Origin of the sequence: Saccharothrix sp. S26, assembly GCF_021390395.1 — a bacterium.
Classification (GTDB): domain Bacteria; phylum Actinomycetota; class Actinomycetes; order Mycobacteriales; family Pseudonocardiaceae; genus Actinosynnema.
This window is the reverse complement of record NZ_JAJUWT010000004.1, coordinates 144,385-166,522: the sequence shown is the minus strand read 5'-3', so window position 1 is coordinate 166,522 and position 22,138 is coordinate 144,385. Positions and strand designations below refer to the sequence as shown.

The 22,138-nt window shown below is 73.4% G+C and carries 16 protein-coding genes and 1 pseudogene; 8 read left to right on the top strand and 9 right to left on the bottom strand.

The features are described from left to right. Positions 1 to 183: 183 nt before the first annotated feature. A pseudogene (locus LZG04_RS07905) lies at positions 184 to 777 on the bottom strand (AMP-binding protein); the annotation flags it as partial. Between the two features lie 87 nt (positions 778 to 864). Here LZG04_RS07905 and LZG04_RS07900 point away from each other — a divergent pair. From LZG04_RS07900 to LZG04_RS07890, 3 genes are all read left to right on the top strand, one after another. Continuing rightward, positions 865 to 1,548, top strand: coding sequence for an aspartate/glutamate racemase family protein (locus tag LZG04_RS07900; protein WP_233814753.1), 684 nt, complete (start codon positions 865 to 867; stop codon positions 1,546 to 1,548). A gap of 38 nt (positions 1,549 to 1,586) precedes the next feature. Continuing rightward, entirely contained in the window at positions 1,587 to 2,129 is a 543-nt protein-coding gene (locus LZG04_RS07895) for a hypothetical protein (RefSeq protein WP_233814751.1), read from the top strand. 138 nt (positions 2,130 to 2,267) lie between these two features. Next, on the top strand, positions 2,268 to 3,479 hold the full coding sequence (locus tag LZG04_RS07890; protein WP_233814749.1) for a DUF6801 domain-containing protein: 1,212 nt from the start codon (positions 2,268 to 2,270) through the stop codon (positions 3,477 to 3,479). A gap of 64 nt (positions 3,480 to 3,543) precedes the next feature. Here the strand turns inward: LZG04_RS07890 and LZG04_RS07885 are convergent, their stop codons facing one another. Beyond that, positions 3,544 to 4,713: a lipase family protein gene (locus tag LZG04_RS07885; protein ID WP_374202794.1), complete on the bottom strand. Its 1,170-nt coding sequence runs from the start codon at positions 4,711 to 4,713 to the stop codon at positions 3,544 to 3,546. Between the two features lie 259 nt (positions 4,714 to 4,972). Between LZG04_RS07885 and LZG04_RS07880 the strand changes: the two genes are divergently transcribed. Then, on the top strand, positions 4,973 to 6,286 hold the full coding sequence (locus LZG04_RS07880; protein ID WP_233814747.1) for a CdaR family transcriptional regulator: 1,314 nt from the start codon (positions 4,973 to 4,975) through the stop codon (positions 6,284 to 6,286). Here the strand turns inward: LZG04_RS07880 and LZG04_RS07875 are convergent. The 4 genes from LZG04_RS07875 to LZG04_RS07860 form a co-directional block, all read right to left on the bottom strand. Then, positions 6,220 to 7,410, bottom strand: a complete 1,191-nt coding sequence (locus LZG04_RS07875; RefSeq protein WP_233814744.1) for a lipase family protein — start codon at positions 7,408 to 7,410, stop codon at positions 6,220 to 6,222. The genes LZG04_RS07880 and LZG04_RS07875 overlap by 67 nt on opposite strands. A gap of 85 nt (positions 7,411 to 7,495) precedes the next feature. Then, positions 7,496 to 8,443: a hypothetical protein gene (locus tag LZG04_RS07870; protein WP_233814742.1), complete on the bottom strand. Its 948-nt coding sequence runs from the start codon at positions 8,441 to 8,443 to the stop codon at positions 7,496 to 7,498. 133 nt (positions 8,444 to 8,576) lie between these two features. Beyond that, a complete protein-coding gene (locus LZG04_RS07865; RefSeq protein ID WP_233814740.1) occupies positions 8,577 to 9,395 on the bottom strand; it encodes a sugar phosphate isomerase/epimerase in 819 nt (272 codons plus the stop codon). Positions 9,396 to 9,422: 27 nt separating this feature from the next. Continuing rightward, positions 9,423 to 13,883 carry a carbohydrate-binding protein gene (locus LZG04_RS07860; RefSeq protein ID WP_233814738.1) on the bottom strand — a complete coding sequence of 1,487 codons (4,461 nt, stop codon included), beginning with the start codon at positions 13,881 to 13,883 and terminating at the stop codon, positions 9,423 to 9,425. Between the two features lie 328 nt (positions 13,884 to 14,211). On the opposite strand from LZG04_RS07860, the gene LZG04_RS07855 reads away from it, so the two are divergent. Then, complete coding sequence (locus LZG04_RS07855; protein ID WP_233814736.1) at positions 14,212 to 14,802, top strand: TetR/AcrR family transcriptional regulator; 591 nt, start codon at positions 14,212 to 14,214, stop codon at positions 14,800 to 14,802. On the opposite strand, the gene LZG04_RS07850 is transcribed toward LZG04_RS07855, so the two are convergent. Both LZG04_RS07850 and LZG04_RS07845 read right to left on the bottom strand, forming a co-directional pair. After that, a complete protein-coding gene (locus LZG04_RS07850) occupies positions 14,783 to 15,886 on the bottom strand; it encodes a Gfo/Idh/MocA family protein (RefSeq protein WP_233814734.1) in 1,104 nt (367 codons plus the stop codon). The genes LZG04_RS07855 and LZG04_RS07850 overlap by 20 nt on opposite strands. Beyond that, the gene (locus LZG04_RS07845) at positions 15,883 to 16,617 is read right to left on the bottom strand and encodes a sugar phosphate isomerase/epimerase (protein ID WP_233814732.1); all 735 of its coding nucleotides are present in this window, start codon (positions 16,615 to 16,617) and stop codon (positions 15,883 to 15,885) included. Before LZG04_RS07845 ends, LZG04_RS07850 begins: the two co-directional genes overlap by 4 nt. A 147-nt stretch (positions 16,618 to 16,764) precedes the next feature. On the opposite strand from LZG04_RS07845, the gene LZG04_RS07840 reads away from it, so the two are divergent. Both LZG04_RS07840 and LZG04_RS07835 read left to right on the top strand, forming a co-directional pair. Next, positions 16,765 to 17,547: a MerR family transcriptional regulator gene (locus tag LZG04_RS07840; RefSeq protein ID WP_233814730.1), complete on the top strand. Its 783-nt coding sequence runs from the start codon at positions 16,765 to 16,767 to the stop codon at positions 17,545 to 17,547. Positions 17,548 to 17,566: 19 nt separating this feature from the next. After that, the gene (locus LZG04_RS07835) at positions 17,567 to 18,733 is read left to right on the top strand and encodes an alpha/beta hydrolase (RefSeq protein WP_233814728.1); all 1,167 of its coding nucleotides are present in this window, start codon (positions 17,567 to 17,569) and stop codon (positions 18,731 to 18,733) included. A 110-nt stretch (positions 18,734 to 18,843) separates the two neighbouring features. Here LZG04_RS07835 and LZG04_RS07830 read toward each other — a convergent pair whose 3' ends face one another. After that, on the bottom strand, positions 18,844 to 19,962 hold the full coding sequence (locus LZG04_RS07830; RefSeq protein ID WP_233814726.1) for a polyprenyl synthetase family protein: 1,119 nt from the start codon (positions 19,960 to 19,962) through the stop codon (positions 18,844 to 18,846). A 372-nt stretch (positions 19,963 to 20,334) separates the two neighbouring features. On the opposite strand from LZG04_RS07830, the gene LZG04_RS07825 reads away from it, so the two are divergent. After that, positions 20,335 to 22,101 carry a 1-deoxy-D-xylulose-5-phosphate synthase gene (locus LZG04_RS07825; protein ID WP_233814724.1) on the top strand — a complete coding sequence of 589 codons (1,767 nt, stop codon included), beginning with the start codon at positions 20,335 to 20,337 and terminating at the stop codon, positions 22,099 to 22,101. Positions 22,102 to 22,138 lie beyond the last annotated feature (37 nt).

Below are 22,138 nucleotides of genomic sequence, written 5' to 3'. Positions count from 1 at the left end.
ACGGGGGGCGGGGGTTGGACCGGGTTAGAGGCCAGAGGGCCGGGCCCGGCCGGAGGTTGGGCCGGGGAGGGGGTCGGGTCTGGGAGTGGATCCGGCGGTAGGGCTGGGTGGTGGGGCCACAGGGTTGGGGCCCCAGGGGTTGGGGCGGGGGCTGAGGGTGGTTGGGCCAAGGGTGGTTGGGCAGTGGGTGGTTGCGCGGGGGGTGGACTGGAACCCGGTGGTGCCCGACGTGTACTGGATGTTGATCGGGTCGTCCGCGGACAGCCGCGGCCACTCCGGTGGGACGGGGGCGTGCAGGTCCGTCCACTCCGGACTGTCGAACAGCACGACCTGGCGCAGTGCGGGACAGCGGGGTCGGGCCTCGGCGATCATCCCGGTGTAGTCGGAGGCCTTGAACGACGCGGCGGCCAGGAGCGTGCGCACGCCCGCTTGGTTGAGCACGTACTCCAGCTCGTGCACCCGGTACGCGGAATTGATGTCGACCAGGATCGCGCCGATGTGGGCGGTCGCGTACTGGACGATGACCCACTCGGCGCGGTTGGGCGAACAGATGCCGACGCGGTCGCCCAACTCGACGCCGGACGCCAGCAGGCCGGGGGCCACCGAGTCGACCTCGGCGGCCAGCTCGCGGTAGGTCCATCGGCGTCCGGTGGGCCGGTCGACCAGCGCCTCCCGGTCGCCGTGGGCGGCCACCGGGCGGTCGAGGTGCGCGCCGATCGTGTCGCCCGACAGCGGCACGTCCGAGATCCCCGAGGAGTAGCTCAACTGCGCAATCAAGGCAACGTACCGCAGGCCACAAGCCTCTCACCAGCGACAACGCCAAAGGCGGTTGCCCACCGCCGACCAAGCGACACAATCGTCGTCATGCGAACCATCGGGTTGATCGGCGGGATGAGCTGGGAATCGTCCGCCGAGTACTACCGGCTGCTCAACGAGGAGACGCGCCGCCGGCTCGGCGGTCACCACTGCGCGCCCAGCCTGCTGCTGACCGTCGACTTCGCCGAGATCGAGGAGCTCCAGCGCACCGGCCAGTGGGAGCGCTCCGGCGAGCTGCTGGCCGAGGCCGCGCGCAAGCTCGAAGGCGCGGGCGCGGAGCTGGTGCTGTTGTGCACCAACACCATGCACAAGGTCGCCGACGCGATCACCGACGCCATCAAGGTGCCGTTCGTGCACATCGTGGACGCCACCGCCCGCAGGCTGACCGACCACCGCAAGGTCGGCCTCCTGGGCACCCGCTTCACCATGGAGCAGGACTTCTACCGCGACCGGATGCGCGAGCACGGCATCGAGCTGGTCGTGCCGGACGAGCCGGACCGCACGCTCGTGCACGACGTGATCTACCAGGAGCTGACCCGCAACCGGGTCGAGCCGGCCTCCCGCGCCGCGTACCGGGACGTGATGGCCCGGCTGGTCGAGCGGGGCGCGGAGGCGGTGATCCTGGGCTGCACCGAGATCACGCTGCTGGTCGACCAGTCCGACTGCACCGTGCCGCTGGTCGACTCCACCCGCATCCACGTGGAGACCGGCGTCGAACTCGCGCTGGCCTAGCCGCGCCGGGCACGGCCGCGTGCGGCAGAGTGGACGGCATGGAGCTGACCCCGCGCGGCCTGTTCGACCTGGCCCGGACGACCGTCGAGACCGCCGTGTCCGTGCCAGGGCGCGTGCTGGACCTGTTGGGCGCGGCGGAGGCCGTCGTGCGCCGCGCCGACGAGCTGGTCTCCCGCACCGAACGGGTGCTGGACGAGACGGAGTCGTTGGTCGGGCGGGCCAAGGCGGTCACGGCGGCGGCCGAGGGCGTCACCACCGACGTCGGCCGCACCGCCCGCGTGTCCGGAGAGCTGCTGGACACCTACGCGCCCCTCGCGCGGAAGGCCCACCCGCTGGCGGAGCGGTTCGTGGACGACCTGTCGCCGCAGGAGGTCGACGCCGCCGTGCAGTTGGTCGACCAATTGCCGGTGCTGACCAAGCACCTGATCGAGGACGTGCTGCCGATCCTGGCCACGCTGGACCGCGTCGGCCCCGACATCCACCAGCTGCTGGAGGTCACCGACGACGTCCGGCAGGCGATCCTGGGCATCCCCGGCTTCGCGTTCATGCGCCGCCGCGGCGAGGCCAAGGAAGGCGACTAGAGTCGCCGAAGACAATGTCCGGCGCATTATTTGTCGGATTTCGCGGGTTTTCCGCCGTGCTCTTGCCGCCGGTCCGCGCGCCTCATTAACTTCCGTCGAGTCGGCATATTTCCGGCAGATTTCGAGGAAGGAACACCCGTGAGGTTGAAGACAATACTGGGCGCGGGCGTGACGTCCGGGCTCGTCGTGGCCGGTCTGCTCGCCGGCGTCGGCAGCGGCTCGGCCGCGCCCGTCCAGGTCGACAAGACGCTGACGTTCACCTGCCCGTTCCCGCTGATCGGCAACCAGGTGCTGTCGACCCGCATCCGGGCCACGATCGACGCGCCCACCACCGTCGGCGGCGAGTTGAAGACGACGGACTTCTCCGCCACGGTCACCGTGCCGCCGACCGCGACGCAGGGCCTGACCCTGGTCGGCGCGGCGACGGTGGAGGGCTCCGCCGAGGCGGGCGTGACGCTGGACAACGCCGGCGGCAAGCTCGACATCAAGATCCCCGGCCTGACCGTGCCGAAGACGCCGGTGCCCGCCGAGGGCGCGTTCGACGTGGTCGCGAGCGGTCCGGTGCCGACGGCGGTGATCCCGAAGGCCGGTACGACGACCGTGACGGTCGGCAACTACAGCACGACGTTGACCCCGAAGAAGGCCGACGGCTCGGACACCGGCCTGGGCACGTTCACGTCCAACTGCGTGCTGGACGCGGGCCAGGACCCGACGCTGATCCGGTTCGACGTGTCGGGCGGCGGCGGCCCGACCACGACGACCACGACCACCACAACGACCACCACAACGACGACCACGACCGTCCCCACGACCACGACGACCACCCAGCCGCCCGGCGGCATCAAGTACGCCTACAGCCTCAACGGCACGTCGACGATCAAGAAGCTGGGCGGCGCGGTGGCGCTCGGCCCCGGCAGCCTGAACGCCGACCTGGAGCTGTCCACCGGCAGGTTCACCGGCGACCTGGTGCTGCCGCCGACCTCGGGCAAGTTCAGCCTGTTCGGGTTCGTGCCGGTGGAGTCGAAGATCGAGTTCGTGCCCGAGGGCAAGACGACGGGCACGCTCACCGCCGGCGCGGTCAGGTCGAGCTCGAAGGTCACCATCAAGCTGCCGTCGGTCACCGCGTTCGGCATCCCGATCAGCAACGACCCGAACTGCCGCACCGGCACGCCCGCCGACATCGCCCTGACCTCGGCCGCGGGCTTCGACCCGCTCAAGGGCGGCAAGCTGGCGGGCACGTACGAGATCCCGGCGCTGACCGGCTGCGGTCCGCTCAACGACCTGGTCAGCGGGTTCGCCGCGGGTCCGGGCAACACGATCGACCTGACCCTGACCGCGAAGACCGCGTAACGCCCCCGGCACCACCGGAGACCGCCGCGCCCGACCGCGGCGGTCTCCTCGTCGTCGCACGCCGTCAGCAGTTCGACGTCGCCGGGCGGCCCGCGATCCGGTCCGCCGTGAACGCCTGCGCCGCCGCGTTGCCCGTGTACACGGCGGTGATGTGGTCGGTGGCGTAGGTCCTCCAGTCCACCTGCGCGCCCAGCCGGCAGTACGCGTCGCGCAACGCCTTGGCCTGGGCGAAGTCCACCAGGTCGTCCCCGGTGGCGTGGTAGAGGTGCACCGGCACGCGGATCGCCGTGCCGCCGAGCTTGTTCTCCGCCACGCGCGCGAGCCACGGCGGCGTGAGCACCGGGCTGGACGTGGTGTAGTCGGCCAGCCTGCGCCCCTGGTAGTCCACCAGCAGCTCCAGCGTGCACGCCTCGCGTTGCATCCGGGCGAACTCCGCGCGGCCCGCGTCGTTGAGGTAGTTCTCCAGGTCCAGCTCGGGGTAGGCGTGGTCCAGCCCGATCAACGAGTACGCGAGCAGGCCGAAGCCCTTGCGGCCGTCCAGCGGCAGGGCGACCTGCACGAGGTCCGCGGGCACGCCGCCGCCGACCACGCCCACCAGGTTCAGCTCGGGCGCGTACCCCGGTTGCAACTGGCCCGCCCACATCGCCGCGCCGCCGCCCTGCGAGTAGCCGCGGAACACGACCTTCGCGGCACGCGACAGCCGGGCGTCCGGCAGCCGTTGGGCGGCCCGCACCACGTCGATCACGGCGTGGCCCTCGGACCGGCCGGTGACGTAGGTGGTGCGCGGGTCGGGCCGGTAGCCCTCGTAGTCGGTGACGGCCACGGCGTAGCCCGCGCGCAGCAGGTCGTTGACGGCGGGCTGCTCGTAGAGCGCACCGATGCGCACCATCTCCGACGGCACGCAGCGGAACGCCGGTCCGTGCGTGCCGACGGCGAACGCCACCACGGGCGCGGTGGCGGGGTCGACCGAGGTGGGCACAAGCACCGTGCCGGTCACCGCGTTCGGCTGCCCTGAGGCGTCGGTCGACCGGTACATGACCTGCCACGCGCGCACCGCCGAGCCGAGCGCGCCCGCCTGCGACGCGCGGAAGCGGATGACGTCGCCGGGCGCGCCCGCGGGCAGCGGGGCGGGCGGCACGTAGAACGAGTCGTCGGCCGGTGCCGCGGGCGCGAGGCCCGTGACCGCGGCGGCCAGCACGACCGCGACCGCCGATAATGAGAAAGTCTTTCGCAACCGGCACCTCCGGAGTAATGCGACAAGGACAATGCACAGTGCATTAATAGCGGTCGGCCAGTCCAGGCCGACCGACCGACTTGTCATCCGCGTGCGTGTTTCCAAAACCGGACTTGTAATGGTCCTACAACCGACACATCACTCGAAAGAGTGAAGAATCACGATGCTCTGGACAATGTTTGACACACGAACGCGACTGCTTTTACGGTCAGCCGGGCGAAGTCCCACCGGCGGTGCTTCGCCAGGCGGAGGCGGCATCATGACGATCTCACTCAACGGCGGGTTGGTGCGGCAGCGATCGGCACCGGGCGACGGGGGCGGCGAGTACGGCGCGGCGCGGCAACTCTGGTCGAGCATCCCGGGCGAGCTGGCGGAGCGGATGGCCCCGCTGTCCGGCGTGATGGTGCGCGACGCGGTCCGGGAGATCCGCCGGGCCGTGCCCGCGTACGCGCAGCCGCTGGAGGGCAAGTTCCGCGAGGTGCTCGTGGGCGCGGTCGAGATGGCGATCGTGAAGTGCTTCGACACCATCGCCGACCCGGACGCGCCGCAGGCCGACTGGCAGGCCGTGCTGCGCTACAGCGGGCGGATGGAGTACCTCGAAGGCCGCACGATGGACTCGTTGCAGACCGCGGTGCGGGTCGGCGCACGGGTCGTGTGGCGGCACCTGAGCGAGCACGGCCGCGCGATGGGCGTGTCCACCGACACCCTGTTCGTGGTCGCGGACGCCATCTTCGCGTGGGTGGACGAGTTGTGCCGGGTGGCCGTGGAGGGCTACTCCGAGGCGCGGGCCAACGCCAGCGGCGCGCTGGAACGCAGGCGACGCCAGTTGCTCAAGCTGGTGCTGGCCGAGCAGCCGCCGTCGCCGCGGTCGCTGGCCGACCTGGCGGGCACGACCGACTGGCCGCTGCCGGACCAGGTCGCGGTGGTGGCGTTGGAGTACCGGGAGGACCAGCACCAGTTGCCGTCGGTGGCGCTGGGCCGTGACGTGCTGGTGGACCTGGAGAGCTCCACGCCGTGCCTGGTGGTGGCCAACCCCTCCGGGCGGCTGCGGCCGGAGCTGCGCGGTCGGCGGGCGGCGGTGGGGCCGACGGTGCCGTTGGCGCAGGCGCGGCAGTCGTTGGCGTGCGCGCGGCGGGCCCTGGCTTTCGTGCGCCGCGGCCTGCTGCCCGCCGCGCCGGTGACGTGGTGCGACGACCACCTGGCCACGCTGGCGCTGCTGTCCGACGAGTTCCTGGTGGACCAGCTCAGCAGGCGGGCGCTGGCGGCGTTCGCCGGGTTGACGGTGAAGCAGCGCGAACGGCTGGAGACGACGTTGCTGGCGTGGCTGGAGACGCGCGGCGGCATCGGCGAGATCGCGAGCCGGCTCGACGTGCACCCCCAGACCGTGCGGTACCGGATGCACCAGTTGGAAGAGCTGCTGGGCGACCGGCTGGCCGACCCCGACGAGCGCCTCACGCTGGAGATCGCGTTGCGCGCCCGCCGGGTCCTCAGCCAGGCCCGTGACGTTCAGCAGCCGCCGCGGGCGGGGACGCCGGCGAAGCGCGCCTCCAGCCAGGCGAACGCCTCCGGGTAGGCCGCGACCATGGCGGCCGCGTGCGTCGGCACGAGCGAGGTGCTGAACCGGACGTTCGCGCCCAGGGCGCACCACCGCCGCACCATCTCCGCGCCCTGCGGGTACGGCACGATGTCGTCCAACGCGCTGTGCACCACGAGCACCGGCGCACCCGGCGCGCGCAGGCCGATCCGCTGTTCCTCCACCCGCGACCGGTACGGCTCCTCGTCGAGGTACGCGGCGAGCGGCCGGCCGTCCGCGGTGAGGTCGACCGACCTGCGGAACGCGTGCGCGAGGAGCGCTTCGGCGGTGCACTGGTGCTCGACCTGCGCCAGCAACGCCCGGCCCGCGTCGTTCAGCACGCCCGGGATGTCCAGCTCCGGGTAGGCCGCGTCGAGGCTGAGCAGCGAGTACCCGAGGAACCCGGCCGCGTAGTGGCCGTCCAGGTTCCGCGCCACCGCGCCCAGGTCGGCGGGCGGGGCGCCCGCGTACGCGCCCTTCAGGTCCAGCTCCGGCGCGTAGCCCGCGTACAGCTCGACGGCCGCCGCGGACGCGCCGCCACCCTGCGAGTACCCGGCGGTGGCCACCGGGCCGTCGTCGGGCAGGTCGGCTTCGGGCAGCCGCTGGGCGGCGCGGATCGCGTCCAGCACGGCGTGGCCCTCGGACGCGCGGTTGACGTAGGTGTGCATGCCGGGCGTGCCGAGGCCCTCGTAGTCGGTGACGACGACGCCGTAGCCGCGGGCGAGCAGGCCGGCCAGGAACGGGCCCTCGTACTCGCTGCCCATCGCCAACTGCCGGGACGGCGCGCAGTCGTCGCCGACGCCCTGGGTGCCGGGCGCGTAGCCCACGATCGGCCGCGGCCCCGGCCCGGTCCACGGCGCGTGCGGTGTGAGCACGGTGCCGCTGACGTCCATCGGCCGGCCGTGCGTATCCGTGCTGCGGTACAGGATGCGGTGCACGCGGGCGGGCGCGCGCACCAGCTTCACGGGGTCGAGGAAGAAGTCGGCGGGTTCGGACCGCAGCACATCGCCGTTGGCCGGCGCGGGGGCCGAAGCGTGGTGGGAGATCTGGGCGGTGGCGTCGGCCGTGCCGGCCGCCACCAGGACCGCGGTGAGCGCGACGGCCCACCCCCGGTGCACTCGCATGGGTTGCTCCTCGTCGGGCTCGCCGAAATACCGCCGAACCATTGCGTGGCCGGTTCTCGCAGGTCAAGGGGCCTGCGAAATCTTGTCACCGGCGCGCAAACCCGAGGCGGGGAATTGCGCGGACGTGCTGTCCGGGCACCGGGGAAGCCAGTTCACCGAACGGCTTCGTGGCCGTCAGGGCTGCTCCAGGGCGAGGTCGACGGTGAACCGCTGGTCCGGCTCGTCCGCGCACGGTTCGAGGATCGCCTCCGCGCCCTCCCGCGCCGTGCCGCCGCGCAGGCCCACGCACGTCGGACCGCTCGCCGAGCGGAAGCGGTACCGGTCCGCGCCGAGGGGGTTCCGCGCGGAACAGCTGGTCGAGGTCGTCGTCGGCGCAGCGCTCCCGCGGTTCGAGCAGGACGGTCGCCTCGTCGAGCCGGAGCGCGGTCAGGCAGCCGATGGCCTTGTCGACCGGGTGCTCCCACTTGATCGTGGCGAACTCCTCGTCCACCGGCTCCAGGAACACCCGCGGCCCGCGACCCTGGCACGGGCGCAGCGCCGCGATCTCGGACCGGTAGCGGCCGGTGCCGTCCCGGCCCTCGGTCAGGCACAGCTCGGGCGCGTCCGCCGCGCGCAGGCCCACCTGGCTCGGACCGGGCGGCAGCGGCAGCAGGTCGGGGCCCGGCCCGCCGGTCCCGCCCAGCGCCGCGGCGGTCGGCGGGCTGCCCGTCGGCGCGGTGTCGGTGACCGCTGCCGAGCGGTGCAGCACCACGGCCGCGAGCGCGGCGACCACGACGGCGGTCAGCACCAGCGACGGCCGCCGCCACGGCGGGCGCACCGGTGACGTCGCCGCCACCGGGGCCACCACGCCCGCGGCCAACCGCTGCCGTGCCCGCGACCACGGCTCGGGCTCGTCGACACCGCACGCCCGCACGTACGCCGTCAGCAGGTCCGGCCGGGGCAGGGCGTCCTTGCGCAGCATGTCCGCGACCGTGCTGCGGGCCAGCACCTCGCCCCGCCCCGCCGCGGCTTCCTCCAAGCCGCGCAGCGTCAACCCGACCGCTCCTTGAGCTCCCGCAACATCGCCACGAACTGCGCGGCGGCACGCGCCGCTTCCGGCTGGGCACCCTGCGACGTCACGGGCGCAATCTTGGTGGCCCGCCCGCGCCCCGGGCAAGCCGCCCACCTCAGAACCGGAGGTTCGCCAGGTACTCGTAGCCCACCCGCGCGGTGACGAGGGCGTCGCGCGGCTGGTCGTTCTCCACGATGTACTCGGCCACGTTCGCGGCCCGGAAGATGGCCGCGAAGTCGATCGTGCCGGTGCCGAGGTCGGCGAACGACCCGTCGGCCGCCCGGTCCTTGACGTGGAACTGGCGCACGCGCGGGAAGTTCGCCCGGTGCAGCGCCACCGGGTCCACCCCGCCCGCCACCGCCCAGTACAGGTCCAGCTCCAGGTGCACGTTGCGCCGCGTCGTGCCCGCCGTGATCACGTCGAACGGCCGCGTGCCCTCCACCGGGGCGAACTCGTGCGCGTGGTTGTGGTAGCCCAGGCTCAACCCCGCGCGCCGCACCGCGTCCCCCGCCGCCTCCAACCGCACGGCGAACGCCCGCCACTCGGCCAAGGTCGCGTAGTCCACCCACGGCACCACCACGTACTTGTGCCCGAGGGTGCGCGCGTCGGCGATCACCTGGTCGAGGTCGCCGTCGATGCCGACGTGGCTGGACGTCGCCCGCAGGCCGCACCGCCGCAGCACGCCGGCGAACTCGGCGGCGCTGCGGCCGTACGTGCCGGCCAGCTCGACCTTGCGGTAGCCGATGTCGGCCAACGCCGACAGCACCGGCTCGGGGTCGTCGCCCATGATGCCCCGCAACGTGTAGAGCTGGATGCTGATCGACTCCTTCGGCACCCGGCGGCACGGGCGGTCGGCCGCGGTGGCCGCGGAGGGCAGGGCCAAGGCCGCGCCGGTGGCGAGGGCGGTGCCCAGGAACGTGCGGCGGGACGGCATGGTGACTCTCCGATCGTCTGGCTTCGGTCAGCTGGACAGTTCCTTGACGCGGACGTTGCGGAACCAGACGTCGTCGCCGTCGCCGTGGTTCTGCAGGCCGATGCGCCCGCTGGTCAGGTCGCGTGCCGGGTCGGTGCTGGTGAAGTCGTTCACCAGCACCCCGTTGAGGAACACGCGCAGGCGTTGCCCCGACACGACGATCTCGTAGGTGTTCCACTCCCCCGGCGCCCTCAGCGCCGCGTCACGGGCGGCGATGTCGGCCGACTGGAAGGAGTAGACCGCGCCGGTGGTGCGGTCCGGCGCGTCGGTCGCGTCGATCTGGATCTCGTAGCCCTCGTTCACGGCCACCCACGGGTCCGCGCCGGGGTCGGGGAAACCGACGAACACGCCGGAGTTGTCGTCGCCCGCGACCTTCCAGTCCAGCTTGAGGCTGTAGGCGGAGAACTCCTCCTCGAACCACAGCAGCCCGAGGCCGCCTTCGGTGCGCAGCGCGCAGTCCTCGACCAAGAACCGCCCGGGGCCCGCCTGCCGCCACCCGTCCACGCCGGTGCCGTCGTAGAGGCTGCGGTAGCCCGGTTCGGGCTGGGTCGGCGCGCACGTGCCGCTCGCGGGCCGGTAGCGGAGGTACCTGATGGTGTCGACGTCGAACAACGCGCCCGCGCCGCCCTTGAACACCAGGTACAGGTCGCGCACGCCGGTCAGGGTGACCTGCTGGGGCGCGAGGTCGAGGTAGAGGTCCCAACTGCCCGTCACCGGCACGGTCAGCGGTTCGTGCACCAGCGGACCGGTCGGCGAGTCCGCGCGCGCCTCCAACGTGCCGCCGACCCCGGCGGAGGAGATCCGGTAGCCGATGCCCGCGACCTCGGACAGGTCGACGCCGGCGTAGGACACCCAGTCGCCGTCGTTGATCTCGCCGACCCGCTTGCCGCCCTGCGCGGTCTCGCGGTCGTACACCGCGACGCCCTGCTGCCCGCTCAACGCCTCCGCCGGCACGTCGACCGGCGCGACCGTACCCGGACCGCGGAACGTGATCGTGTCCAGGTCCAGCAACGCGCCGCGGCCCCCGCGGAAGACGAAGTACAGCCGGTGCGTGCCACCGGGATCGGTGATCGCCGACGGCGGCAGGTCGGCGTACCGCTGCCACCCGCCCGTGCGCACGACCCGGGTGCTCGACAGCAGCGGGCCCGTCGGCGAGTCCAGGCGCGCCTCGATCCAGCCGCCCACCGTGGCCGACGAGACCCGGTAGCCGATGCCCGTGACGCCGTTGAGCGACACCGCGTCGAACGCGATCCAGTCGCCGTCGTGCACGTTGCCGACCTGCCGGCCGCCCTGCGCCTGCGCGGCCGGGACCACCGTGGTGCCCTGCTGCGCGGAGTACGACTCGGCGGGCGTGTGCCGCAGGGGTTCCCACGACGGCGGCGGCGTGCCGCGGGTGAACCGGACCGCGTCCACGTCGAACAGGCTGCCGGAGCCCTTGAACACCAGGAACAGCCGGTGGGAGCCGCCGGGGTCGGTGATGGGCGAGGGTGCGAGCTCGACGTAGTCGTCCCAACCGCCGGTCGGCGGCACGGGCTGCTGCTGCACCAGCGGGCCGGTCGGCGAGTCCACGCGCACCTCGATCGTGCCGCCGCTGCCGCCGGAGGACACCCGGTAGCCGATCGCCGTGACGCCGCCCAGGTTCACCGGGTCGAACGCGATCCAGTCGCCGTTGTCGAGGTAGCCGACGCGCTTGTCGCCCTCCGCGGTGCCGGTCTCCACGACCTGCACGCCCTGCATGGTGGTGAAGTACTCGGCCTGCTTGTCCTCCGGTTGCAGGATCGCCTCGGCCTCGCCGGTCAGCGCGGGCGCGCCGGCCGCACCGCCGTCGGTGTAGGAGGCGTGGATGACGCCGAAGATGTTGGCGTCCATTCCGTGCCCGCCGTCCGACGGCGTGGGGATCACGCCCTCGCAGCCGGTGGCGCGGGTGAGCGGGTGGCCGTGGCTGTCGTGGCCGAGGATGTACTCCACGGTCACCTTCGCGCAGTCGACCGGCCCGTCCTCCGGGTCGGTGACCGTGACGGAGAACGGCACCTCGTCGCCGAAGCTGAACACGCGGCCGTCGGCGGGCGCGTTCAGCACGACGACGGGCGCGGTGTTGCCGACGTTGACCACGACGCCGGCCGAGCCGACCAGGCCCGTCGGGTCGGTGACGGACAGCTTCGCGGTGAACCGGCCCACGGCCGGGTAGGTGTGGGTGACCGGTCCGGGCGTGGTCGAGTCGACCGTGCCGTCGCCGTCGAAGTCCCACGCGTAGGTCAGCGGGTCGCCGTCCTCGTCGGTCGTGCCGGCGGGGTCGAACCGCACGGTCAGCGGCGCGGGGCCGGAGGTCTTGTCCGCCGCGAGCCGCGCCACCGGGGTGTGGCGTCCCCTGGCGTGGTCGATGCGGTAGACCGCCGAGTCCGGCGCGCCGCCGAAGTAGCCGCTGCCGTAGTCCAGCACGTACAGCGAGCCGTCCGGGCCGAACTCCAGGTTCATCGGCCGGGTCAGCGCCATCGAGTCGAAGAACGGCGTGATCGCGCCCCGCTCGCCGGCCGGCCCGACGTCGATCGTCTTGATCCAGCCCCGGTCCCACTCGTAGGCGAACGTCTTGCCGTCGAAGAACTCCGGGAACTTCGTGGGGCTGTCCAACGCCGGGTCGAAGTCGTAGGTGGGTCCGCCCATCGGGGACTCGCCGCCGTTGCCGAACTCGGGCACCGACCCGCCGTCGTAGGCGATCCAGGCGCGTTGCACGGGCGGCAGGTCGACCAGGCCGGTGTTGCGGGGGCTGGTGTTCTTCGGCGCGGCGCAGTCGAACGCGCTGCCGGACGTGCCCGTGGCGAAGTCGTAGTCGACGTACGGGACGTTGTCGCCCACGCAGTAGGGCCAGCCGTAGTTGCCCGGCTGCTTGATCAGGTTGAACTCGACGCTGCCGCCGGGGCCGCGGGCCGGGTTCGCCGAGCCGGCGTCGGGGCCGTAGTCGCCGAGGTGGATCCAGCCGGTGGCCTTGTCCACGGCGAACCGGAACGGGTTGCGGAAGCCCATCGCGTAGATCTCCGGCCGGGTCTTGTCCGTGCCGGGCGGGAACAGGTTGCCGTCGGGCACGGTGTACGTGCCGTCGTCCCCGACCTTGATCCGCAGCACCTTGCCGCGCAGGTCGTCGGTGTTGGCCGAGGAGCGCTGCGCGTCGAACGCCGGGTTGCGGCCGGCGCGCTCGTCGATGGGGGTGTAGCCGTCGGAGGCGAACGGGTTGGTGTCGTCGCCGGTGGACAGGTACAGGTTGCCGTGCGCGTCGAAGTCGATCTCGCCGCCGGCGTGGCAGCACAGGCCGCGGTCGGCCGGGACCTGGAGGATGCGCTGCTCGCTCGCCAGGTCGAGCACGCCGTCGGTGGTCAGCTTGAACCGGGAGAGCTGGTTGTGGCCCCGGAACCGCTCGAAGTCCGCGGCCGTGCCGTTCTCGGGCGCGTCACCGGCCGGGGTGTCCAGCGGCGGGGCGTAGTACAGGTAGAGCCAGCGGTTGTCGGCGAAGCCCGCGTCGACCGCCACGCCCTGCAACCCGTCCTCGTCGTGGCTGTAGACGGGGACGCGGCCGGCGAGCGTGGTGGTGGCCTCGGGGGTGGTGAGCCACACGCGACCGTCGCGGGAGGTGTGCACGACCTTGCGGTCCGGCAGCACGGCCAGGGCGATCGGCTCGCCGGTCTTGTCCTCGCCGCGCGCGAGCGTGACCTGGTCGAAGTCGGCGTCGGTCGGTGGCGCGGCCGGGGGTTCGCAGTCGGCGGGCGCGACGCCGAGCGCGTAGTGCAGGCCGCCGAGCAGGTGCCGGCGGAACGTCGGGTCGGCGTAGGACTCCTTGGTGTGGCCCAGGCCCGTGTACCAGGAGCGGCCCTGGCCGGGGGTGTGGCACCAGGAGATCGGGTGGTCTCCGGACGGGTCGGTGGGCGTGTAGCTGCCCTCGTCCAGCGCGGCCAGCACCTTCACCCGCGAGCGCGGGTTGGACTGGTAGGTGTACCACTCGTCGGTGCGGGTCCACGTCTGCGGCAGGTGCGCGGTGGACGGGTGGTCGTGGTCCTCCACCACGACGTCGGCGCGCTGGATCGGCGGGTGGGACTTGAAGTAGGAGCCGACCAGCTCGCCGTACCAGGGCCAGGAGTACTCGGTGTCGGCCGCGGCGTGCACGCCCGCGTAGCCGCCGCCGTTCTCGACGAACCGCTGGAACGCCTGCTGCTGGGCCTCGTCCAGGACGTCGCCGGTGGTGGACAGCCAGACCACGGCGTCGAACCGGGCGAGGTTGGCGTCGGTGAACGCGGTCGCGTCCTCGGTGGCCTCGACGGTGAAGCCGTGCGCCGCGCCGAGGTCCGTGATCGCGGCGATGCCGTCGGGGATGGAGTCGTGCCGGAAGCCCGCCGTCTTGGAGAACACGAGGAGGTGCTCGCCGTCGGGGTGCGCGGTCGCGGGGGTGGGGACCAGGGTCATCGCGCCTAGCGCGGCGGCGAGGGCCAGGGCGGCGGGTGCGCGTCGGGTGGGTCGGGGCCGGCTTCGGGGCGTGCTGCGCTGACGTCGCACCGCTGTCTCCTCGTTCGCACAACGCTGGGCTTCGCGGACGGTGGCTCTGTGGTCCAGCTCACAGGCTGGAACGTGAGCGCCATTCTGTTCAGGACAGACGGAAGTACGCAAGACTTTCGCCTGGCTCTGACAAAAGTCGTGCACGAATGGACGAAAGTGGATCGCCGGCGAGCACGTGCTGTCACCGTCGTGGCGTGCGGCATGATGTGCGCGTGCGCGAGACCCCGACGGCGAGCCCGTGACCCGCGGGTACCTGAAAGGCCGGATCCGCCGCGAGGACATCATCACGGCGGCCGTCGCGGTGTACGGGGAGGCCGGTTACCACGGTTCGTCGCTGCGCGAGATCGCCAAGCGCGCCGGCATCACGCACGCCGGGCTGCTGTACTACTTCCCCACCAAGGAAGCGCTGCTGGCCGCCGTGCTGGAACGCCGTGACGCGGAGGACGCCGAGCGGGAGCGGTTGCAGGCCACCCCCGGCCTCGACGTCCTGCGCCACTTCCTCGCGCTGGCCGAGCACAACGTCCGCCACCCCGGCATCGTCGACCTGTACTCACGCCTGGCAGCCGAGGCCGTCACCGCGGACCACCCGGCGCACGAGTACTTCGTCCGCCACTACCGGGCGGCGCGCGAGGGCGTGGTGGGCTCGTTCCAGGCCCTCGCCGACCGCGGCGAGCTGCGCCCCGGCGTCGACCCGGCGACCGCGGCGCTGACGTTCATGGCCTTGATGGACGGTTTGCAGGTGCAGTGGCTGACCACGCCCGACGAGGTCGACCTGGTCGGCTCGCTGCGGTTCTACCTGCGCGCGCTGCTCACCGTGCCGCTGGACTGACCGCGTGCGGGTCCCAGTCGGCCAGCAAGGCGGGCGGCGGCTCGACCGTGCTGCCCACGTCCACCGGGCGACCGAGCGCGATCGAGTCCTCGATGGCCAGCATCGCGTCCAGCACGTGGTAGGCCAGCTCGCCGGACGCGCGTTCCGGCTCGCCGGCCCGGATCGACCGCGCCAGCTCCAGCACTCCGGTACCGCGCGTGGCCCCGTGCCCTTGCGGCGCAAGCGTTTGCCCACCGTCGAACAGGTGCACCGCGGTCTCGCCGTCGAACCGGTTCGGGTCGGGCAGCACGACCGTGCCGAGGGTGCCGGAGACCTCGACGAAGCCCGTGCGGTGCACTGCCGAGTCGAAGCTGAACACCGCCTGCGCCGACCCGCCCCGCTCGAACTCGACCAGCGCCGACACCGCGGTGTGCACGGTCACCGGGAACTCCGCGCCCGCCCGCGGCCCGGACCCGATCACCCGCGTGTCGCGCGCCCGGCCGCCGGTCGCGGTGACCCGGCGGATCGGGCCGAGCAGGTGCACCAGCCCGGTCAGGTAGTACGGCCCCATGTCGAGCAACGGCCCGCCGCCCGGCTGGAACAGGAACTCCGGCGCGGGGTGCCAGCTCTCCGGGCCCGGCGACTGGAACAGCGCCAGCGCGGTGCGCGGCTCGCCGATCACCCCGGCGTCGACGGCCCGGCGCGCGGTCTGCCACCCCGCGCCCAGCAGGGTGTCGGGCGCGCACGCGACCCGCAGGCCCCGGCGGGCCGCGAGGTCGAGCAGCGCGCGGGCGCCGCGCAGGTCCAGCCCGAGCGGCTTCTCCACCCACACGTGCTTGCCCGCCTCGATCGCGGCCAGGCTCACCTCGACGTGCGCGGCCGGCACGGTCAGGTTGACCACGAGGCCGATGCCCGGGTCGGCCAACAATTCGTCCACAGTGGATGATCGCGGCACGCCGTGCCGGGCCGCGCTCGCCGCCGCCCGCGCCGGGTCCAGGTCGGCCACGGCCACCACCCGCAGGTCCGGGAACGAGGTGAGGTTGCGCAGGTACTCCTCGCTGATCACGCCGGTGCCGACGACGCCGACACCGAGCGGCGCGGTCACGCCTCCACCTCGGCCAGGAACGCGCGGCTCCGGGCGAGACCGGTGAACACGTCGCCGTCGTAGGCGTCGAACTCGACCACGCGCAACGCCCCGGGCGCGGCCGCGAGCACCTCCCGCACCGGCACGCGACCCTGCCCGGCCGGCACCTGGCCCGACCCGTCCCGGGCGAGTCCGCCGTCCTTGACGTGCAACGCGTGCACGCGGCCGCCGAGCCGGCGCAGCAGCGCGGGAGCGTCCTCGCCGCCGACCGTCGCCCAGTAGGTGTCGACCTCCAGCACCACCTCCGGGTCGAGCCGGTCCGCGAGCACCTCGAACGCGCTGCGGCCGTCGATCCGGGAGGCGAGCTCCCACCAGTGGTTGTGGTAGCCGACGCGGACGCCGTGCTCGGCCGCGACCGCCGCGGCGGCGTTGAGGGCGGACGCGGTGGCGGCGATGTCCGCCGGGTCCTGCCACCGCTCCTCGCCCACGTACGGGTCGATGACGACCTCGATGCCGCACTCGGCCGCGACGGCGAAGACGGCGTGCTGGTCGGCGCCGATGAGCTGCGCGTGCGCGGTGGGCGCGGTGAGGCCGTGCTCGGCCAGGGCGGTGCGCAGCACGTCGGCGTTCTCCAGCACGCCGTAGGGCTCGACGGCGGTGAAGCCGATCCCGGCGAGTCGTCGGAGGGTGTCGGCGGGGTCGGCCGCGAAGGCGTCGCGGACGGAGTACAGCTGCACGGACGTTCTGCTCATCACGGGCTCCTGACGTCGGTGTCAAGCGTGTGGAAGCGCTCCCACAGATTTCTACCACTTGGTAGAAATTTTGGCCGGCCCCCACCTTTCACACGTCCGTGAAACGGACTTGAACCTCACGTCGGGTGAGGTTCTAGGGTCGGTGCCATGACCGCTGAAGGGGGCCTCGACCAGCCGCGATGGAGCGTGGGGGCGCTGGCCAAGGTCGCCGGGATGACGGTGCGGACGCTGCACCACTACGACGAGCTGGGCCTGTTGCGGCCCAGCGAGCGCACGCCGTCCGGCCACCGCCGCTACACCGAGGGGGACTTGCACCGGCTCTACCAGATCCGGCTGCTGCGGCAGCTCGGCATGTCGCTGGAGGAGATCGGCGGCGTGCTGGCCGACTCGGTCGACCCCGGGCCGCTCGCCCGGGTGCTGGCCGGGCACTTGGAACAGCTCGACGAGCAGGTGTGGCGCCTCAACGCGTTGCGCCGCCAGACGAGGGGTCTGCTCGCCCAGCTGAACGGGCCGACCCGGCCCGACTCCGACCGGCTGCTGGCGTTGCTGGGCAGCACCACGATCTTCGACCAGCGCCTCACCCGCGAGCAGCGCGACTTCCTCGACCGGCACGCGGTCGAGATCGGGCCGCGGGCCCGGGAACGGCTGGACGAGGAGTGGCCCGAAGTGCTGGCGAAGGTCGTCGAGCACTACCGCGCGGGCGACCCGGTGGACGACCCGGAGGTCCGCCGGACCGCTCGACGCCTGGTCGACGTGGGCGAGACCTTCGCCGCCGGCGACCGGGAGATCCTGCGCGAGATGTGGGCGTTCTTCCGCGAGAACGGCCGGGGGGTGCTGCGCGACGTGCTGCCGGGTCAGCCGGTGGACGACCTCGGCGACGGCCTGTGGGACTACGTGGCCCGCATGTACGCCGCTTTGTCGAACGAATAGATCACCACAGGGGGAAAAGATGTTCCGCAGGACGAGTGCGTCCATCGCGGCCCTGGTCCTCGGCGCCGGCCTGACCGGCGTCGCCGAGGCCGAGCCCGACCTGACTCCGACGCTGCCCGCGCCGACCGGCCGTCACCAGGTCGGCGTCACCGCGCTGCACCTGGTCGACGCCGACCGCCCGGACCCGTGGCCCGACGCCGCGGGCCGGCCGCGCGAGGTGCTGGTCTCGGTGCGCTACCCGGCGCTGGACGTCCGCGGCCACCCGGTCGCACCGCAGCTCACGCCGGGCGTCGCCGCGACGCTGCCGCTGGTGCGACCGTGGGTGTACCCGAACCTGCCGCCGAGCGGCGTGGCCTGGGGCGCCACGCCCACCCACTCGCACGTGGACGCGCCCGCGCGGCCCGTGCGTCGACCGGTCGTGCTCTACAGCCCCGGACTGGTCGACCCGGCCGCGTTCGGCACGAACACCGCCGAGGAGCTGGCGAGCCGCGGGTACGTCGTGGTGTCGATCGACCACCCCGGCGAGGCGTTCGCCGTCGACCTGCCCGGCGGGCCGCGGCCGATCGCGCTGCCGGGCCGGCCCGACGCGGACCCGGCGCTCTACCGGACCGTGATCGCGACCAGGCTCGCGGACACCGCGTTCGTGCTCGACCGGCTGGAGGTCCTGGCGGCGGGCGGCAACCCCGACGCCGGCGGCCGACCCCTGCCGGCGAACCTGGGCCGCGCCCTCGACCTGCGCCGCGTGGGCATGTACGGCCAAGGGCTGGGCGGCACCATCGCCGCCGAGGGGATGCACGAGGACCGCCGGATCGACGCGGCGATCAACATGGAGGGCTTCCTGGACTACCACCCCGACCAGCCGGGCCAGGACGGCGAGCTGCTCCCCGTGGCGCAGCAGGGCGTGGACCGGCCGTTGCTGCTGCTGGGGACCGAGGGCTTCCAGAACGACCGCTACCGGCGCGCGTGGTCGGCCGTGCTCGCCCACGGGTGCGCGCGGCAGCACGTGATCGCCGACGCCAACCACTGGGCCCTGACCGACTTCGCCGCCGTGGCGCCGCAACTGCACGCCGCGGGCCTGATGGACGACGCCGAGCTGGCCGCCATGGTCGGCACGCTGCCCCCGTCCACGTCGGTGCCGACCGTGCGCCGGCAGGTGGTCTCGTTCTTCGACCGCCACCTGCGCTGACCGGCCAGGACCGCAACGCCGCCTCGACCGCGGCGAGGTGCTCCTCGGTGATGCCGGTGGCCGGGTCGACCGCGATCAGGGCGGTGACGTCCGACCACCGGCAGCGGTGCTCACGGCGTGCGCCGGGTCGGGTGGGCGGCCAGCTCCGCCAGCGGGTCCTTGGCCGCCGGGTTCATCGACGAGGAGCGCAGCGCGCCCAGCGCCCGGTCGACGCGGGTGGTGATCAACCGCTCCACCCGTGCGACGGCCCCGGTCGCGACCACCACGTCCCGCAGTCGGGCCGCGCCGTCCTCGTCCAGCTCCGGGTCGCCGTACCGGGAGGAGAGCTGGTCGCGCTGTTCTGGCGTGGCCTGTTGCCACGCCAACGCCATCAGCACGCTGGGCTTGCCCCGGCGCAGGTCGGCCAGGCCGGGCCGGCCGGTCGCACCGGGGTCGCCGAACACGCCGAGCAAGTCCTTGCGCAGCTGGAACGCCTCGCCGACCGGCCGCCCGTAGGCACCGCACACCCGCATCAGCGCCGGGTCGCCACCGACGAGCGCCGCGCCGATGCGCAACGGCAGCTCCACCGTGTACCGGGAGGTCTTGAGCCGGGTCGTCCGCCACGCCGACCGCACCGGGTCGGCCGCGGCCCGCGGGGTGCCGCGCAGGTCCAGGAACTTCCCGGCGATCAGCTCGGTGCGCATCGCGTGCAACAGCGACCGCACCTCGCGCCACCGCCGTCGGTCCACGTCGGCCCGGTCGAGCATCTCGTCGGTCCACGTGAAGCACAGGTCGCCCGCCAGGATGGCCAGGTTCACCCCGAACCGCTCGGTGGCGGACCCGTCGCCGCGGCCGCCCGACGGCTCGTGCCGCCCACCCGCGGGCCCGTGCTCATCCGCGAACCTCTCCGCGAGCGCCCGGTGCAGCGTCGGTCGACCGCGGCGCAGCTCGGCGCGGTCCATGATGTCGTCGTGCACCAGCGCGAAGGTGTGGAACATCTCCAGCGCGGCACCGGTCCACACCGCCGCGCGGTGGTGGGGCGACCCGCCGCCGGCGACGAAACCGCAGTGGCAGAACAAGGGCCTCAACCGCTTGCCTCCGGCCACGAACTCCCGCAGCACGCCCACCAACGGCGGCAGGCACGGGTCCGGCGCGGTGCGCGCCTTCTCCACCAGGAATCGGTCGAGCGTCGCGTCCACCTCCGCGCGGACCTCGGCGAGGTCGCCGCGCACGGCGTCGATGACTGTCATGGAACCTCCACGGGCACGAGCAGGACCGGTTCCGGCGAGGACGAGGGGGACGCGGTGGGTGCGCACGGTGCCGGTGCGGCGGTCGGGCGTGGTCGCCTCCCGGCCGTCCGAAGCTAACACCGGTGCGGCTCCACCGGCGGCCGACGACCCCGTTCGGGGAAGTGGGGCCCTTCCGGACGGGGTGGAACGCGAACCCGGCAACGCTGAGGAGCACGGTCCCGGTCGGCGGAAACAACACGCACCCGTCCGTGTGGCGCGCGGGCTCTCGTTCGCGTGAAACCCGTCGCCGCGCTTGTACCGACCGGTCAGGTGCGGCACGTTCGCCTCATCGCCCGTCGCCGCAGGGGCTTGCGCACCGCAGGGAGTGGCCCGATGACCGACACCACCACCCTACCCAGGGCCGTCCGGGCGCCGGCTCCCGCGATCACCGGGCCGGCCGACCTGGCGGGCCTGTCGCGCGACGAGCTGGACGGGCTGGCGCGGCGGCTGCGGGCGCGGCTGGTGGAGGCGGTCACCCGGACCGGTGGTCACCTGGGCCCGAACCTCGGGGTGGTGGAGCTGACGCTGGCCGTGCACCGGGTGTTCCGGTCACCGCACGACCGGGTCGTGTTCGACACCGGCCACCAGTCCTACGTGCACAAGATGCTCACCGGCCGCGCCGACGGGTTCGCCGACCTGCGCCGCGAGGGTGGCCTGTCGGGCTACCCCAGCCGCGCGGAGTCGCCGCACGACCTGGTGGAGAACTCGCACGCGTCCACGGCGCTGTCCTACGCGGACGGCCTGGCGCGGGCGGCGCGGCTGCGCGGCGAGCACGACCGGCACGTGGTGGCGGTCGTGGGCGACGGCGCGCTCACCGGCGGCATGGCGTGGGAGGCGTTGAACAACCTCGGCGGGGTCGATCACCCGGTCGTGGTGCTCCTCAACGACAACGGCCGCTCGTACGCGCCCACCGCGGGTGCGGTGGGCAGGCACCTCGCCGCCCTGCGCGAAGGCCGCGGCGGTGGTGTGTTCGCCGATTTCGGGCTGCACTACCTGGGCCCGGTGGACGGGCACGACGTCGTCCGGGTGGAGGAGGCGTTGACCGCCGCGAAGGCGTTGCGCCGGCCGGTGGTCGTGCACTGCGTGACGACGAAGGGCAAGGGTCACCCTCCGGCGGAGAACGATCCGGTGGACCGCCTGCACAGCGTGTCCGCGCCGGCGGCGTCCCGGGGTCCGGGGTGGACGTCGGTGTTCGGGCAGCACCTGCTGGTGCTCGCCGACCGGCACCCGGACCTGGTGTGCCTGACCGCGGCGATGTTGCACCCGACCGGGTTGACCGCGTTCGCCGAGGCGTTCCCCGACCGGGTGTTCGACACCGGCATCGCCGAGCAGCACACCGTGACGTGCGCGGCGGGCCTGGCCATGGGCGGGCTGCGGCCGGTGGTGGCGGTGTACTCGACGTTCCTGACCCGGGCGGCGGACCAGGTGCTGATGGACGTGGCGCTGCACCGGCTGCCGGTGACGTTCGTGCTCGACCGGGCCGGTGTGACCGGTGAGGACGGGCCGAGCCACCACGGCGCGTGGGACCTGGCGCTGCTGCGCGTCGTGCCGGGGCTGCGGGTAGCCGCGCCCCGGGACGGCACGCGGCTGCGCGAGCTGCTGGACGAGGCGGTCGCCGACGACGGGCCGACCGCGGTCCGCTTCCCGAAGGGCCCGGTCGGCGCGGACGTGCCCGCGGTGGACCGCCTCGGCCGGGTGGACGTGCTGCACCGGTCGTCGCGGCGGGACGTGCTGCTGGTGACCGTCGGCGGGCTCGCGTCCGACGGGGTGGCCGCCGCCGTGGCGCTCGCGGGCGAGGGCGTCGGGGTGACCGTGTGCGACCCGCGCTGGGTGTCGCCGGTCGACCCGGCCGTGGTGGCGCTGGCCGCCGAGCACCGCGTGGTGGTGTGCGTGGAGGACGGCGTGCGCGGCGGCGGGATCGGCGAGGCGGTGGCCGCGGCGCTGCGCGAGGCCGGCGTGAGCCGGCGGACGCTGGTCCTCGGCCTGCCGAACGAGTTCCTGCCGCACGGCTCGCGGGCCGACATCCTGCGCATGCACGACCTGGACGCCGCCGGCATCGCCCGCACGGTGGCCCGCTTCCTGCCGGGCCGGGCCTCGTGACCGCCATGACGTGACGCCGCCGCGGTGGGCGAACCGG

Bases quoted from the DNA above. Each gene is read 5' to 3' on its own strand.
- LZG04_RS07900 (WP_233814753.1), top strand. From the start codon at position 865: ATGCGAACCATCGGGTTGATCGGCGGGATGAGCTGGGAATCGTCCGCC.
- LZG04_RS07895 (WP_233814751.1), top strand. From the start codon at position 1,587: ATGGAGCTGACCCCGCGCGGCCTGTTCGACCTGGCCCGGACGACCGTC.
- LZG04_RS07880 (WP_233814747.1), top strand. From the start codon at position 4,973: ATGACGATCTCACTCAACGGCGGGTTGGTGCGGCAGCGATCGGCACCG.
- LZG04_RS07875 (WP_233814744.1), bottom strand. From the start codon at position 7,410: ATGCGAGTGCACCGGGGGTGGGCCGTCGCGCTCACCGCGGTCCTGGTG.
- LZG04_RS07865 (WP_233814740.1), bottom strand. From the start codon at position 9,395: ATGCCGTCCCGCCGCACGTTCCTGGGCACCGCCCTCGCCACCGGCGCG.
- LZG04_RS07860 (WP_233814738.1), bottom strand. From the start codon at position 13,883: ATGACCCTGGTCCCCACCCCCGCGACCGCGCACCCCGACGGCGAGCAC.
- LZG04_RS07845 (WP_233814732.1), bottom strand. From the start codon at position 16,617: ATGAGCAGAACGTCCGTGCAGCTGTACTCCGTCCGCGACGCCTTCGCG.
- LZG04_RS07840 (WP_233814730.1), top strand. From the start codon at position 16,765: ATGACCGCTGAAGGGGGCCTCGACCAGCCGCGATGGAGCGTGGGGGCG.
- LZG04_RS07835 (WP_233814728.1), top strand. From the start codon at position 17,567: ATGTTCCGCAGGACGAGTGCGTCCATCGCGGCCCTGGTCCTCGGCGCC.
- LZG04_RS07830 (WP_233814726.1), bottom strand. From the start codon at position 19,962: ATGACAGTCATCGACGCCGTGCGCGGCGACCTCGCCGAGGTCCGCGCG.
- LZG04_RS07825 (WP_233814724.1), top strand. From the start codon at position 20,335: ATGACCGACACCACCACCCTACCCAGGGCCGTCCGGGCGCCGGCTCCC.